The 13,801-nt window shown below is 66.5% G+C and carries 14 protein-coding genes; 8 read left to right on the forward strand and 6 right to left on the reverse strand.

Annotation, left to right across the window (positions count from 1 at the left end; all coding sequences use genetic code 11):
• The first annotated feature begins 205 nt into the window (after positions 1-205).
• Both ACIA5F_RS05405 and ACIA5F_RS05410 read left to right on the forward strand, forming a co-directional pair.
• Entirely contained in the window at positions 206-1,207 is a 1,002-nt protein-coding gene (locus tag ACIA5F_RS05405) for a hypothetical protein (RefSeq protein ID WP_399349356.1), read from the forward strand.
• A gap of 129 nt (positions 1,208-1,336) precedes the next feature.
• Entirely contained in the window at positions 1,337-4,480 is a 3,144-nt protein-coding gene (locus ACIA5F_RS05410) for a DUF3427 domain-containing protein (protein ID WP_399349593.1), read from the forward strand.
• 252 nt (positions 4,481-4,732) lie between these two features.
• Here the strand turns inward: ACIA5F_RS05410 and ACIA5F_RS05415 are convergent, their stop codons facing one another.
• Positions 4,733-5,371, reverse strand: a complete 639-nt coding sequence (locus ACIA5F_RS05415; protein ID WP_399349358.1) for an ATP-binding protein — start codon at positions 5,369-5,371, stop codon at positions 4,733-4,735.
• Positions 5,372-5,591: 220 nt separating this feature from the next.
• Between ACIA5F_RS05415 and ACIA5F_RS05420 the strand changes: the two genes are divergently transcribed.
• Both ACIA5F_RS05420 and ACIA5F_RS05425 read left to right on the forward strand, forming a co-directional pair.
• Positions 5,592-6,437, forward strand: a complete 846-nt coding sequence (locus tag ACIA5F_RS05420; RefSeq protein WP_399349360.1) for a helix-turn-helix domain-containing protein — start codon at positions 5,592-5,594, stop codon at positions 6,435-6,437.
• Entirely contained in the window at positions 6,437-6,643 is a 207-nt protein-coding gene (locus tag ACIA5F_RS05425) for a DUF397 domain-containing protein (protein WP_399349362.1), read from the forward strand. Before ACIA5F_RS05420 ends, ACIA5F_RS05425 begins: the two co-directional genes overlap by 1 nt.
• Positions 6,644-6,668: 25 nt before the next feature.
• Here ACIA5F_RS05425 and ACIA5F_RS05430 read toward each other — a convergent pair whose 3' ends face one another.
• Positions 6,669-6,974, reverse strand: coding sequence for a hypothetical protein (locus tag ACIA5F_RS05430; protein WP_399349364.1), 306 nt, complete (start codon positions 6,972-6,974; stop codon positions 6,669-6,671).
• 302 nt (positions 6,975-7,276) lie between these two features.
• On the opposite strand from ACIA5F_RS05430, the gene ACIA5F_RS05435 reads away from it, so the two are divergent.
• Together ACIA5F_RS05435 and ACIA5F_RS05440 are read left to right on the forward strand one after the other, a co-directional pair.
• Complete coding sequence (locus ACIA5F_RS05435; protein ID WP_399349366.1) at positions 7,277-7,813, forward strand: GNAT family N-acetyltransferase; 537 nt, start codon at positions 7,277-7,279, stop codon at positions 7,811-7,813.
• Between the two features lie 34 nt (positions 7,814-7,847).
• Complete coding sequence (locus ACIA5F_RS05440) at positions 7,848-8,918, forward strand: hypothetical protein (RefSeq protein WP_399349368.1); 1,071 nt, start codon at positions 7,848-7,850, stop codon at positions 8,916-8,918.
• 91 nt (positions 8,919-9,009) lie between these two features.
• Here ACIA5F_RS05440 and ACIA5F_RS05445 read toward each other — a convergent pair whose 3' ends face one another.
• The 4 genes from ACIA5F_RS05445 to ACIA5F_RS05460 all read right to left on the reverse strand — a co-directional run bounded on the left by ACIA5F_RS05445 (position 9,010) and on the right by ACIA5F_RS05460 (position 12,442).
• Positions 9,010-10,266 (reverse strand): DUF445 domain-containing protein, encoded by a 1,257-nt coding sequence (locus ACIA5F_RS05445; protein ID WP_399349595.1) that lies wholly within the window; start codon positions 10,264-10,266, stop codon positions 9,010-9,012.
• A 510-nt stretch (positions 10,267-10,776) separates the two neighbouring features.
• Entirely contained in the window at positions 10,777-11,454 is a 678-nt protein-coding gene (locus ACIA5F_RS05450) for a DUF1707 domain-containing protein (protein ID WP_399349371.1), read from the reverse strand.
• Positions 11,455-11,591: 137 nt separating this feature from the next.
• Positions 11,592-12,128, reverse strand: coding sequence for an ATP-binding protein (locus ACIA5F_RS05455; protein ID WP_399349374.1), 537 nt, complete (start codon positions 12,126-12,128; stop codon positions 11,592-11,594).
• Positions 12,125-12,442, reverse strand: coding sequence for a recombinase family protein (locus ACIA5F_RS05460; RefSeq protein WP_399349376.1), 318 nt, complete (start codon positions 12,440-12,442; stop codon positions 12,125-12,127). Before ACIA5F_RS05460 ends, ACIA5F_RS05455 begins: the two co-directional genes overlap by 4 nt.
• 217 nt (positions 12,443-12,659) lie before the next feature.
• Between ACIA5F_RS05460 and ACIA5F_RS05465 the strand changes: the two genes are divergently transcribed.
• Together ACIA5F_RS05465 and ACIA5F_RS05470 are read left to right on the forward strand one after the other, a co-directional pair.
• On the forward strand, positions 12,660-13,544 hold the full coding sequence (locus ACIA5F_RS05465; protein ID WP_399349378.1) for a helix-turn-helix domain-containing protein: 885 nt from the start codon (positions 12,660-12,662) through the stop codon (positions 13,542-13,544).
• Complete coding sequence (locus ACIA5F_RS05470; protein ID WP_399349381.1) at positions 13,541-13,753, forward strand: DUF397 domain-containing protein; 213 nt, start codon at positions 13,541-13,543, stop codon at positions 13,751-13,753. The genes ACIA5F_RS05465 and ACIA5F_RS05470 overlap by 4 nt, the downstream gene beginning before the upstream one ends.
• Positions 13,754-13,801 lie beyond the last annotated feature (48 nt).

Genomic DNA, 13,801 nt, shown 5'->3' on the forward strand with positions numbered 1-13,801 from the left:
CGGCCCACCCCGGCCCACGGGTCCCCGTACCCTCCGCGCTCCCCACGCTCCGGCGGGTCGCGGCGGGTTGCGCTGCGGGGCCTCTACGCGTCCTTGTACTCCTGGCGCCGGCGGCCGAGTCCGTCGGCCTCCAGCTCCACGACGTCACTCGGCTCCTGCCCGGCTCCTGCCCCGCCGGTTGATCAGCAGCAGTACGGTGTGAACCATGCGCCCTGACACGCCTGCTGAGCACATCGCCGAAGCCGAGCGCCTCATCCGCACGGCGACCCGTTACCCCGAGGACCGGGAGCCGCTGCTCCTCCAGGCCGCGGCCCACCTCGAACTGGCCGACGCCCGGGACCGCGCCAGCGCGCTGTACGACCAGCTCCTCACCGGCTCCCCCGCCGCCCCGTACCTGGTCAAGGCCCTCCAGGCGGCCAATCTGTGGGAGTACGGCCACGAGGCCGAGGCCCGCGCCCTCATCTCGGGCATCCGCGCCGCGTCCCCCGGCGACCCGGCGCCCTGGGAGGTCATCGCGGAGGCCCTGGAGGCGCACGACGAGCTGACCGCGTCGGAGGAGTGCTTCACCCAGGCGGCGACGCTCCTCATCACGGAGGACGACCCGCTCACCCCGGCCACCACCGCCCTCCTCACGGGCCGGCACCGGGTCCGCCGCCTCCTCGGGCTGCCGCACGACGACTGGGACATGGTCGCCGACACCCGTCACATCGGCCCGATCCCGCTGGACGAACTCCACGACCCGAAGCGCATCTGGGCCCTGGGCTCCGACGACCCGGCCGAGCTCCGCGCCGAGATCGCCCGCCTGCGCGCCGAACTGGGCGACCGCCGCGCCGCTCTCTCCCGCCCCTTCCCGGTGGCCATCCTGCACTGGCCCCAGCGCGAACTGGCCGAGCTGCTGACCTCGTACCCGACGCTGGCCTCGGAGTACCCCTCGCACGAGACGCACCTGTCCCGGATCGAGTCCTCCCTCCGCGCCCTGGCCGCCTCGGGCACCACCAACCTCGGCATCGTCACGGCGAGCGTCCCGTCCTACGAGGCGTTCGCGGCCTCGGAGAAGACCTCCCCGGCCTCCCCTTCCCTCCTGGCGGAATACGCCACCACCCTGGCCGCCCGCGGCAAGGCCACCCCGTGGCCCCCCACCCCCACCGCCCCCTGCTGGTGCACCTCGGGCAAGCCGTACGTGGAGTGCCACGGGGGCAGCAACTGATCAACCCGTAACGCTGCCCGATCAACAGGGATCTTCCTCAGCCGCTGCCGCGCCACATTTCGGCAAGTGTTGTCAGTCGCTCCTGGTACAACCGAGGCAGCGATGATCAACCCTGAGGAGATCCCCCTGATGCCTGGTCCCCGCCCGAGCAACGCGAAGCCCGTACCTGGCCTTCACGAGACTCTGATCACGACCCCCCTCGAAGAGAGTCTTCAGCAACTCATTGCCACGGGGACCGATGTGATACGGGGCCAGGTGAGTGAAGAATCCTCTCAGCATGTCCTCACCCGGCACATCGCAGACGAATTCAGACAAACCCTCAAGGGGCTTTCTCCTAGCGAGCAGGTGCTGGCTGCGAACAAGATCCTCGATGCTCTGAACTCTCTCCCTGGTGCCCGGAAGCGGACGGAACCCATCGCCGAGGGACCGCATCAGCTCCTTGCGGTAGCGAATTCGATCACCTCGGAGGCGTGGACCACACGCCCCTCGACTCCGCTGTCGGAGAACTCGCTCATCACCAACTCTCCAAATGATCCGAGCCTTGGCTCCGAGTTGCGGGCCGAGCTGGCTACCGCCGACCGCATTGATCTCCTGTGCGCCTTTGTGAAGTGGACGGGCCTACGCGTACTGGAGCAACCCCTCAAGGCTGCAGCTGCACGTGGTATCCCCATCCGCGTCATCACTACGACGTACATCGGCGCCACAGAACGTGAGGCTCTTGACCGCCTCGTGCGGGAGTTCAATGCCGAGGTGAAGGTGAACTACGAGCTTCGCTCCACCCGCCTCCACGCCAAGGCATGGCTCTTCCGTCGAAACTCTGGATTCGACACATGTTACGTCGGTAGCTCAAACCTATCGCAAGCCGCCCTATTGGATGGCTTGGAGTGGAATGTCCGACTGTCTGGCATCGCAAGCCCGAATGTGCTCCGAAAATTCGAAGCCACCTTTGACGCGTACTGGAGCCAGCCGACTTTCGAATCCTATGACCCGGACCGGGATGCCGGACGACTCGATGAAGCCCTGATTCAGGCCCGCGGATACGGCAAGGACAGAGACGCCGCCCAGACAATCAGTCTGTCAGGTAAGGAATTCCAGCCCTACCCTCACCAACGCGACATGCTAGAGCGCCTTGAGGTTGAACGTACCCTGCATGGCCGGCACATGAATCTCCTCGTCGCTGCCACCGGCACCGGCAAGACAGTAATGGCCGCCCTCGATTTCAAACAGCTCCGGAAGCGGCTGGGGCGCAATCTACGCCTCCTCTTTATTGCCCACCGCAAGGAGATCCTTGAGCAGTCGCTACAGACGTATCGGAACGTCCTTAGCGATGAAGATTTCGGCGACCTCTTTTGCGACGGGAAAATCCCCACTAACTGGGATAACGTCTTCGCGAGCATCCAATCACTCAAATCCGACAAGTTGAATCACTTGCCCGCGGATCATTTCGATGTCATTGTGATTGATGAATTCCACCACGGCACTTCACCTACCTACCTCAAGGTCCTCGAAAAATTCTCCGCCCAGGAGACTCTGGGGCTCACTGCTACACCCGAGCGCATGGACGGCCTGAACATCCAGGATGAGTTCTTCGATGGCCGAATCGCCGCCGAGATGCGGCTATGGGAAGCAATGGAGAACGAGCTCCTCTGCCCATTCCATTATTTCGGAATTCCTGACGACACCGACATGAGTTCCGTCGCATGGAAGCGTGGATCTTACGACTCCAACGCACTCAGCGATATCCTCACCGGAAACAAGGATAGAGCCGAGCTCGTTATTGATTCCATCCGAAGAAAACTCATTAAGCCCCAGGAAATGCGGGCCTTGGGGTTCTGTGTATCAGTTACCCACGCACATTTCATGGCCGACTCGTTCAACAAGGCAGGGTTTAACGCTGCCGCCCTATCGGGGGAAACATCACGTGAAGCCCGAAAGGAAGCTCTCGACGCGCTGAAGGAGGGGAGACTCCATGCGATCTTCTCCGTGGACCTCTTCAACGAGGGGCTCGACGTCCCAGACGTGGACACTCTGCTCCTCCTGCGCCCTACCTCTAGTGCCACAGTTTTCCTCCAGCAGCTGGGGCGAGGCTTGCGTCGGAGTGAGACCAAGTCAGTTCTGACGGTTCTTGACTTCATTGGGCAGCATCGCAAGGAATTCAAGTTTGAAGAGCAGTTCCGAGCGCTAACCAACCTGACCCACAACCGGCTGCTCGGCGCCATTAAGAATGACTTCCCGCAGCCACCTTCGCATTGCGCGATTATCCTTGAAGGCAAGGCAAAGGATCGAATCATTGAAAATATTCGAAACCAGATCAGTGTCAATGTCACTCAACTGACCAGAGAAGTCAAAACGTACGGCAGGAAAGGACTCTCCACCTACCTTGCCGAGAGCGGACGCGACATCAAGGATGTCTACCGCGGCAAGGATAATTCGTGGACAGGTCTCCTACGGCGAGCCGGACTACTGGAACGGCATGCACTCGAAGGGGAGAAAGAGCTCTTTAGGCGCGTTCCGGCCTTCCTTCACGTCGATGATCCTGCACGGGTTAATGCTTACACTGCACTCCTCGCCGATGACGCACCGACGTACGCGTCACTCGACGGGCAGGGACAAGCTTACGCCCGCATGCTCATCTTCTCGATCTGGCCGCATGGCCGTAAGTTCGCAGAATACCAAGAGGCACTCACTCACCTTCAACCCCAGCGTGCCTTCCGAGAGGAAATTCGACAGGTCCTCGCCCACAATCTGTCCCAGACTGGACACGTCCCAGTCGCGCTGAGTGGCGACCATTCCGAACTACCGCTGACGGTGCACGCCTCTTACAACCGGGAAGAGATACTTACGGCGCTAGGCTATTCTGCTCTCGGCGGCCCCTTCCCCAGCAATTACCAAGCGGGGGTGCTCTGGCGTGAGGACATTAAGACAGATGCGCTCCTTATCACCCTGGAGAAAGAGGAGAAGGATTTCTCCCCGCAGACCCAGTACAAGGACTACGCCATGAGCGAATTCCAGTTCCACTGGGAGACGCAGCATCAAACTTCGGAAAGCGCCCCAACCGGCATCCGATACCAAACGCACAAGCAGAACGGCTCACACGTACTTCTCTTTGTTCGCCGCTTCAAGAAGACGGACATTGGTAGCCCATGCGCGTGGATGCTGCTCGGACCTGCCGATTACTGTAGCCACAAGGGCGACAAGCCCATGGGGATCACATGGCAACTTCACCATGAAATTCCCGCAGACGTTGTGGCATATTCTGCCAACACTGACTGACCCGCGACTTAAACGCGAGTATGTAGTTCCAGTCTGATCATGGCCAAATTCCTTGTCCATGATCAGACTGGTTCCAACAAGGCATCATTAGCCAAGTGTGGTCGGTACCGGATCTACTTGAGGCTTTACTCCACCGGCCTCACAACAGGACCTGTTCAGGCCCCGGTCCTGGGTGCCGACCGGCCCGGAGCTGTCAGGCCGACGGCCCGCCATCACCTGCCCAAGTTCACGAGCACCACACTGGTGCCCCTCTCACGCCGCGTCCGTCTCGGCCTCGTAGTGAATCTGGGCTCGGTCCAGGATGTCTTCCGGGTCGCAGCCCTGAGCTGCCAGCCAATGCAGGATGTCAGTGATGAGATGGGTGACCGATTCCTCCACTACCTGCGGACGCCAGGCAGCCGGAGGATACGGGGCGGCAGAGAGGCCCCGGTAAGCCTCAAGGACGGCTGCGCCGCGCTGGACCCGGTGGTACTGGCCTTCCGGCTGGAGCGCAAGTTCGCACCAGACCACCTTGCCCGTGGCCGTCAGAACCGTGCCCCAGTCAGCCGCGAGCGCGGCAAGCAGACAGAGGCCCCGGCCTGACTCATCGTCACAGGCGGAACGCACCACCGAAGGAACATCACGGCTCTTGTCGTGGATCTCCAGACGAAGACGTCCCTCAGTCGGCGCCGGCTCCAGTACCAGCGTCGCGGATGTGCCGACGCCTACATGCTTGATCACATTGCTTGTGAGTTCCGTGACGGCCAGTTGTGCATCATCGGCAAGGGCCAGGAGGCCCCAGGCTGCGAGCTGATCTCTGACGATGCGCCGCACGAGGCGCAGTTCCACAGGCTCCGCCGCGAAGGGCAGAACACAGCGAAGGCGGGTTCCGGCATTCGAGTGTCCACTCATGGAGTCGCTTCCTCCCATGCCACGGCAGCGCCTGCACCAGCCGTATCCAGACGACTGCGCCGCGTAGCGTCACGACTGGAGTATGACATTGAGAAGTCTCGCTATGTAACTTCTCACGAGAACCTCCAGGGTGAATCCTCGACTCCCTAACCTCCACCGGGCATAGCCTTGTTGACTCCAACCCGGCAGCAGCAGAACACCACCTCGGGAGACGGCACACATGTCAGCCAGGGCAACCACCCGGCGTCGCCAGCTTGGGGCGACCATGCGCAAGTTCCGTGCTCGTGCGGGCATGACTCTGGAGGAGGCTGGCCGCCTCATCGACGTATCGAAGGCAACCGTGAGCCGGTACGAAACCCAGACAGGGCCCGTGAAGTGGCCCATCGTGGAGGCATTGTGCCGTGGGTACGGGGCCACCGAGGCCGAACTCCATGCAGTGGTGGCCCTCGCGAAGGGGGTGAAGCAGCAAGGGTGGTGGAACTCCATCATCGACCCGGTACCGGAGAGCATGAATCTGCTGCTCACCCTGGAGGACGAAGCCGTGAGGGAGGACCACTTCAACTGCCTCTACGTACCCGGTCTCCTACAGACACGCGGCTACACCACGGCTGTGCAGTACGCATCCGAGATGAGGCTGTCGCCCGAGGAGATCGAACGGCTCGTCGACATCCGGATGAAGCGACAGGAGATCCTTGGCCGCCCCAAGCCTCCGCATCTCTGGGCCATCCTCGACGAGTCGGTGATCCGTCGGGTTGTGGGCTCGCCTCACGTGATGAGAGGACAGCTGGAGCGTCTTCTTGAGGCCAACGAATCCCAGCACATCACCTTGCAGGTGCTGCCCTTCTCCAAAGGAGCGCACTCTGCCGCCATGGGAAGCTTCGTGATCATCGGCGGTGCCGAGCCGAGTCTCGACGTCGCCTACATCGATACGCACGTCGGTTCGCTCTTCATGGAGCAGGAACCGGAGCTGGTCCGCTACCGGCTTGCTTTCGACTACCTCCGCGCACAAGCGTTGGACATGGCCGCATCATCAGCCTTGATCGGAAGCGTCCACAAGGAGTTGTAATGCATCCCGTTTCACCCGCCATAGGCAGCACCGCATGGATCAAGTCTTCCTACAGCGGAGCCGAGTACAGCGAGTGCGTCGAGGTCCTCTTCCTCCCCGGCTCGACCGCTCTGCGTGACTCCAAGCAGCCGACGGAGAGCATGATCTTGTTCGGGAAGGGTGCTTGGCGCACCTTCCTTGAGGAGCTTCAGAACGGGCGGGCGTAGCCCCCGGCCCGGGCCCACTCACCCCTCACGCCCGGCGGCGGTCTGCCGTGAGGTAGGAGGTGAGGGCGATCGTGGTGGCCGTGGTGAGGACTGCGGGCCAGGGGCCGATGTGCTTCGCCAGGGGGTGGGAACCCGCGAAACCGGCGAGGTAGGCGGCGCCGAGCAGGGTCGTGGTGGTCGCCGATGTGCGGCGGTGCCATTCGCGGGCCGCGACGGCACCGGCGGCGAGGAGCACCGCTCCGCCGAGGGGGCGTTTGCCGGTCCACCGGGCGACGGCGTACCCGCCGGCAATGCCTCCTGCGGTCACCGCTGCGGTGGGGATCTGCGCCATCGTCGACTCCTTCAGCCGTTCGCCTTCCCCCGAGGCTAACGCGGGTGGTGAGGAAAGGGGGGAGGGAAAGGGAGGAAGGGGAGGGGATCGGCATCCGTACGGCGTTCCGCCGGTCCCGTTCCGCGACCCCGTTCCACTGGCGGGTTCTGCGGGGGACCTCACGGGCGTGGGTTCACTCTCCAGCAGGGGCGATACCGTTGAAGCATCCCCAAGTGTCGTGAAGGCGGCCCAAGTAGCCTCAAGCGCTATGAACGCAGGTGAAGACGCCTGAAATTGCCCAATTCACCCAAGGAGCCATCAACGTGATCTGTTACGGACCGGCTGTCCTCGACCTGGCGGACGAGCTGGCGGACGCGTACGGCGAGGTCTTCTCCGCCCCGCCGTGGAACGAGGGTGAGGAAACCATTCTCCAGTTCTCCTCCCGACTGCGGGCCCACAGCCGCCGTGCCGGTTTCCGGACCGCCTTCGTGCAGTCGGCAACCGGCATCGAGGGGTTCGCCACCGGGCGGCTGACGCCCAGTCGCTTCCCCTCCGGGCGCGGGTACGACCACGTCTCGGCCCAGCTCGGGAGGGAGCGCGTGCAGGAGCTGCTCGTCGGCGCCCTGGAGATAGACGAGCTCGCCGTCCGCCCGCACGCGCGCGGGCACGGCACCGGACGGGCGCTGCTCTCCGAGATCACCGCCGACGCCCCGGACTCCCGCGCGTGGCTGATGACCGCCCGCCGGGCGGCCGACACCGTCGCCACGTACCACCGGCTCGGCTGGCACGAGGTCGCTCCGCTGCCCGGCACGGAGAACGGCGTCGTCGTCTTCCTCGCCCCGGACCACCCCTCGGTGTGAGCGTCGGAGCCGGCCGGCCGGGCATAGCCAGGGCATGACCGCTCACACCGCCCCTGCCTCCGCCGTCCCCGCACCCGCCTCCTCCCACAACGCCTCCGACGGCGCCCGCGTCTCCAGCGTCTCCCGCGTCGCACGCGTCGCACGCCGCCAGCTGAACCTGGTCACGTACCACCAGCTCACCCAGGCGGGAGTCCCGTCCGGGACCATCAGCGGCCGCAGCCGCCGGGGAGGGCCCTGGCAGCGGCTCCTGCCGCGGGTGTACCTGCTCCAGAGCGGTCCGCCGGACCGGCGCCAGCGCGCCCTGTCCGCGGTCCTCTACGCCGCCCGGCCCTCGGCCGACCCGCTCTCCGGCACCACCGCGGCGCTCACGGGCGGAGCGGCGCTCGCGCTCCTGGGCATCCGTGACGCCCCGCCCGACCCGCTGGACGTGCTCGTCCGCTCCCCGCGCTCGGTGGCGGCCGTCTCCCGGGTCCGGCCCGGCTCGACCACCCGCTGGCCCGCGATCCTCACCGTCTCCGGCGTCCCCAGCACCCGCCCGGTGCGGGCCGCCGTGGACTTCGCGGCCCGTACGGACCACCCCGAGCTGGTCCGTTCCGTCCTGGCCAACGTCGTCCAGGGCGGCTGGTGCCACCCGCACGACCTGCACGCCGAACTCCGGGCCGCCCGTATCGTGAACCGCCCCGCCGTCCGCGCGGCGGCGGCCGAACTGATCGCCGGGGTCCGTTCGATCGCCGAGGGCCGGGCGCGCGACGCCCTGTCCGCCACCGGCCTCCCCGCCCCCCTGTGGAACGCCCGCCTCCACACCCCGGACGGCGCCTTCCTGGCCAGTCCGGACGCCTACTGGCCGGAGGAGGGCGTGGCGCTGGAGATCGACTCGGCGGAGTACCACTACAGCCGCGGCTCCTGGCACGCGACCCTCCGCCGGCGCCTGCGCCTGGAGGCCCACGGCGTCCTGGTCGTGAGCACGACGCCCGCGATCTTCCGGGACAGTCCGGCGGACGTCGTCGCGGCCCTGCGCGCGCTCCTCGCACTGGGCGCGGTACGGGCCGCGCCCCCGGCGGCCACGGTCCGGGGGCACGCCCAGCTGGAACTGCCCTTCCCCTGAGTCCCGGAGGCCCCGGAGGCCCCGGAGGCCCCGAGGAGCCCCGCCCCCAGCCACCCGCCCCGCCCCGCCCCGGCACCCGCCTCCCGGCCCCCTACGCGCCGAACGCCTGGGACACCGTGTAGATCAGCAGGCCCGCCAGGGCGCCGACCACCGTGCCGTTGATCCGGATGAACTGGAGGTCCCGCCCGATGTGGGCCTCGATCTTCCGGGACGTGTGCTCGGCGTCCCATCCCGCCACCGTGTCCGTGATCAGCGAGGTGATCTCGGTCCGGTAGGTGGTGACGACGTACACCACCGCGCCCTCGATCCAGCCCTCCACCTTGTCCTGGAGGCGGCCGTCCGTAGCCAGCCGCGCGCCCAGGGACATCAGTGAGGCCCGGACCCGCAGCCGCAGCTCGCTCTGCTCGTCCTCCGCCGCCGAGATGATCATCGACCGGATCGCTGTCCAGGCGGAGGCGATCACGTCCTGCACCTCACCGCGCGCCAGCAGCTCGGACTTGAGGCGCTCGACCCGCGCCCTGGTCTCCGTGTCCGACTGGAGGTCGGCCGCGAAGTCCGTCAGGAACCGGTCGACGGCCCCGCGCGCCGGGTGGTCCGGCATGTCCCGCATCTCCGTGACGAAGCGGAGCAGCTCCTTGTACACGCGGTCGCCGATCTTGCGGTCCACGAACCGCGGGGTCCAGCCGGGTGCCCCGCCCTGGACGGCGTCCATCACCGAGTCCCCGTGCGTGACCAGCCAGTCGTGCGCCCGCGCGCACACCAGGTCGACGACCCGGCGGTGCCCGCCGTCCGAGACGACCCGCTCCAGGGTCTTGCCGATGCCGGGCGCGATCTCGGCCGTCTCGGCGCGGCGGGTGATGGCCTCCCCCACAACGGCCTGCACATCGGAGTCGCGCAGCACGGTCAGGGCGCCGCGCAGGGCGGTGGCCAGCTCCGCCGTGACCCGGTCGGCGTGCGCGGGCTCGGCCAGCCAGGCCCCGAGCCGGCCGCCGATGCCGAGCGCGTGCAGCCGGGTCCTGACCACGTCGGAGGAGAGGAAGTTCTCCCCGACGAACTCCCCGAGGGAGACCCCGAGCTGGTCCTTCTTGGTCGGGATGATCGCGGTGTGCGGGATGGGCAGGCCCAGTGGCCGCCGGAAGAGGGCCGTGACGGCGAACCAGTCCGCGAGCGCGCCGACCATGCCGGCCTCGGCGCCGGCGGCGACGTAACCGGCCCAGGCGCCCGCGCCCGCGTGCTGCGCCCACTTGGCCAGTACGTAGACCAGTGCGACCAGGATCAGCAGACCGGTCGCGGTGGCCTTCATCCGGCGGACGCCACGGCGCCGCTCCTCGTCCGCCTCGCTGAACACGAACGCGCCACGGGTGGGCGGTGGCGGCGCGGTGCCTGGGGCGGTGGTGCGGTTGTCCACGTGGTCCTGCCTTCCCCCGGGAACGCCGGGTTTGTCTGCACACCATCCGACTCCCGGGAGGCCCGAGGAGTTCCCGGCACGCCGTATCGCTCCCGCGGGGGAGGCGATCCCCGGCCGCGCGGGGCCGTACGCCGGGACGCGCGGGTGGGGTGCGGGACGCGCGGGGCGACGGTGCAGGGGTCCCTGCGGGCGGTGTACGAGGTCCCGTGGCGCGGGGCCGGTCAGCCACGTACCGGGGCTCCGCCCCGGCCCGACCCGGCCGCCCCACCGCCGTCACGGACCACGCACCCGGTGCACCTGCGCACACACGCACACGCATACGCACCCGGGGACGTGCTCACGCTCCTGCGGCCACGGAACACCTGGGCTCCGTGAGACGTTTCACGTGAAACCGTGCCCCTGCCCCGTGGCCTGGAGCTCCTCCTACAGCGACTACAGCGACTACAGCGCCTACAGCTCCTTGCGCGGCTGCGTGCCGAGGTGCGGCGGGTGGTACTTCAGCGTCTTGACCTTGATGTCCACGCCGCCCCAGAAGGCGAAGCCCGTCACGACGACCCGGGGGGCGCCCGGCTGGCGGGGCCCCGGGCTGTCGCTCTGCTCGAAGGCGCCCATCAGGCCGAAGCCCCGGACGTCGACCTCCACGCCCGGCGGCACGACGATCTCGACGCCGCCCATGATCGCGACGCAGTTGATCACGACCTCGCCCGCCTCGAAGTTCGCCTCGCGCAGGTCGAGCTGGCCGCCGCCCCAGAACGCGATCGCGTTGAAGTGGGCGGGCACCGTCCAGGCGCCCCTGCGCTGGAACCCCGACATGACGGCGACCGCCGTGGTCGAGGTCGCCGCCCCGCCGATCCGGGCCGGCCAGGCCACGCCCTGGGCCGCGGGGGCGGCCGCCTGGGCCGCCGGGAACGTCCCTGCCGCCCCCGTGGGGGCCGGCAGGTCCCGCGTCAGCGGTTCCAGTTCCGCGTACGTCCGCGACGTGTAGGCCGCCTCCAGCCGTTCCTCGAACTCCTCCATGTCGAGCCGGCCCTCGGCGACGGCGTCCCGAAGACGCTCCACCACCCGGTCCCGGTCGGCATCCGACGCCCTCAGCTCCGGCAACGGCTTCTCCGGCCGCTCGTCACTCATGGGCCCAGCCTATGCAGTGATCTACGGGAGTTGTATGACTAGACCCCGCTGTACGCCCCGGGCTTACCCCTGATTTATCCCGACACCGGACCCCGCCCCGGGGCCCGGACCCCGGCCCCGGGAAGGCCCCGCGCCTATCAGATGGTCTGACGGAGCCCGTCAAGGACGCGCTGCATCAGAGCAGCGGTCACCACTTCCTCGATCGGGCCCGTCGGTTTCAACGGACGGGCCATCAGTTCGGCCCACACCACTTTGCCACCAGTGGTGCGGTAAGAACCCCAACGCTTTGCGAGCTGCTGCACGAGCAGAAGACCGCGCCCGTTCTCGGCGTCGTCGTCAGCCTGCTTGAGCGAGGGCAGCTCATCCGACATGTCCCACACTTCGATGATGACGCTGTCTTGCAGGCCGACCAAGCGCACTTGGACGAGGTTCAGCTCTTCCAGATCGCCCCATGTCCGCTTCCCCGCCAGCATCCCGGTGGCCGTGACGGCGTTGGTCACGAGCTCCGAGGCGATCAGGAGGGCGTCGTCCTCGATGGACACTTCCGGCCACTTGGAGAGGGTGAGCCTCAGGAAGTGACGCGACGCCGAGACGGCCGAACGCACGGCGGCCAGCGAAAGTTGGTCGAAGAAATGGACGCTCTGCGGCCGGTACGGCGACTCCTGGCTCGTCATGAGCACTCGTCCAGACTGACGACTTCCGCGCCGGTGGCGTCGGACAGGTGGGCCAGCATGGCGTCCTGGAGCGACTTGTTGAGCGCCAGCTCCCGGTAGGACGGTACGACCACGTGCTTCGCCTCAGCACGCTTGACCACCTCGACCAACTCCGCGAACGCCGACTGCGCTCCCGGTACGTACTCGTGGAACACGGCAGCCAGGTGGAAGCCGTTGCTCTCGGCGTAGGCGTTCAGGCCGTCCTGCTTCTGCTTCGCCTCCTCGTCGCTCATGTCGTCGGGCACCCGCATGTAGCCAAAGATCAGCGGATTCATCGCGCTTCGATCTCCCTCGCCATGCTGCGATCACATGGAGTGTTCGCGGCGGTTCTGTGGGGTTACCGAGTGAAGCACTGGAATGCTTGGATATGCAACACTCCAGATTGGAAATCCGAAAACAGATCTATCGAACACACATACCCCATTCCATAATGGGAATGTGTGGGATTCCATACCGGATGTAAGATGGGTTCCAGATCGGAGGCGACACCAAGTGGTGGGAGTGGTAAGCGGATCGACCGTGCCCCGCCGTCAACTCGGGCGACACCTACGTGAGCTGCGCAATCGTGCGCGGCTGACCGTGCGCGCGGCGGCGACGGCCCTGGAGTGGTCAGATCAGAAGATCTGGCGCATCGAGACGGGGCAGACGTCCATGCGCAGCCTGGACGTTGAGACCATGTGCCGCGTGTACGGCGCGGACCCCGAGTTGACCAAGGGCCTGATGGGCCTGGCCAAGGAGACAAAGAACCGAGGGTGGTGGCACTCCTACGGTGACGTGATCCCGGAAGGCTTCGACCTCTTCATCGGGTTGGAGGGCGCGGCAGCCAGCCTGCGGCAGTACATCAATGACTTGGTGCCGGGTCTCGTACAGACGGACGACTACGCCCGCGCGTTGATCCAGGCGGACAACCCGCACGTTGACCACGACGAGATCGAACGACGGGTGCATGTTCGATTGGCGCGTCAAGAGCTGCTGACCAGGGTGACCGCCCCGCCTACCCTGGAACTGGCGCTCGGTGAAGCAGTGCTCCGGCAACCGGTCGGCGGCGGTGAAGTAATGGCTCGCCAGCTGGACCGCTTGGCAGAGGCGATGGACTTGCCGAACGTTTCTCTACGGGTCGTGCCGTTCGCGGCAGGTTTGCATCACGGACTCATGTCCGGCCCGTTCACCATCCTCCGCTTCCCTGTCAACGGTGACGGTCAACCGATGGAGCCGCCCACCATTTACATGGAGGGCTTTACCGGTGACCTCTACCTCGACAAGCCGCAAGAGATCGAGCGGTACGACCGGGCGTTCACGTCGATCTGGGACACGGCCCTGGACGCCAAGGACACACAGAACATGCTTCGACAAGCGGCAAAGGAGTTTGCGCGATGATGAGTTCAGACCTCACGGGCGCGGTGTGGCGTAAGTCCAGCCGCTCCCAGAACAACGGCCAGTGTGTTGAGGTCGCGTTCCTCGGCGATGGCCGCGTGGCCATGCGTGACAGCAAGGACAACGGAAACGGCCCGGCCCTCGTCTTCACCCTCGGCGAGTGGGCCGCATTTGAGGACGGCATGCTGAACGGCGAGTTCAAACAGCTCTAGCCCTACCGTCCGCACGCAGCGACAAGAGCGCCCGATCAGTCGTCCCGA

Source organism: Streptomyces sp. NPDC051567 (assembly GCF_044454165.1).
Taxonomy (GTDB): Bacteria; Actinomycetota; Actinomycetes; order Streptomycetales; family Streptomycetaceae; genus Streptomyces.

What these genes read in the sequence shown, in the direction of transcription:
- ACIA5F_RS05405 (WP_399349356.1), top strand. Translation starts at nt 206, where the DNA reads ATGCGCCCTGACACGCCTGCTGAGCACATCGCCGAAGCCGAGCGCCTC.
- ACIA5F_RS05410 (WP_399349593.1), top strand. Translation starts at nt 1,337, where the DNA reads ATGCCTGGTCCCCGCCCGAGCAACGCGAAGCCCGTACCTGGCCTTCAC.
- ACIA5F_RS05415 (WP_399349358.1), bottom strand. Translation starts at nt 5,371, where the DNA reads ATGAGTGGACACTCGAATGCCGGAACCCGCCTTCGCTGTGTTCTGCCC.
- ACIA5F_RS05420 (WP_399349360.1), top strand. Translation starts at nt 5,592, where the DNA reads ATGTCAGCCAGGGCAACCACCCGGCGTCGCCAGCTTGGGGCGACCATG.
- ACIA5F_RS05425 (WP_399349362.1), top strand. Translation starts at nt 6,437, where the DNA reads ATGCATCCCGTTTCACCCGCCATAGGCAGCACCGCATGGATCAAGTCT.
- ACIA5F_RS05430 (WP_399349364.1), bottom strand. Translation starts at nt 6,974, where the DNA reads ATGGCGCAGATCCCCACCGCAGCGGTGACCGCAGGAGGCATTGCCGGC.
- ACIA5F_RS05440 (WP_399349368.1), top strand. Translation starts at nt 7,848, where the DNA reads ATGACCGCTCACACCGCCCCTGCCTCCGCCGTCCCCGCACCCGCCTCC.
- ACIA5F_RS05450 (WP_399349371.1), bottom strand. Translation starts at nt 11,454, where the DNA reads ATGAGTGACGAGCGGCCGGAGAAGCCGTTGCCGGAGCTGAGGGCGTCG.
- ACIA5F_RS05455 (WP_399349374.1), bottom strand. Translation starts at nt 12,128, where the DNA reads ATGACGAGCCAGGAGTCGCCGTACCGGCCGCAGAGCGTCCATTTCTTC.
- ACIA5F_RS05460 (WP_399349376.1), bottom strand. Translation starts at nt 12,442, where the DNA reads ATGAATCCGCTGATCTTTGGCTACATGCGGGTGCCCGACGACATGAGC.
- ACIA5F_RS05470 (WP_399349381.1), top strand. Translation starts at nt 13,541, where the DNA reads ATGATGAGTTCAGACCTCACGGGCGCGGTGTGGCGTAAGTCCAGCCGC.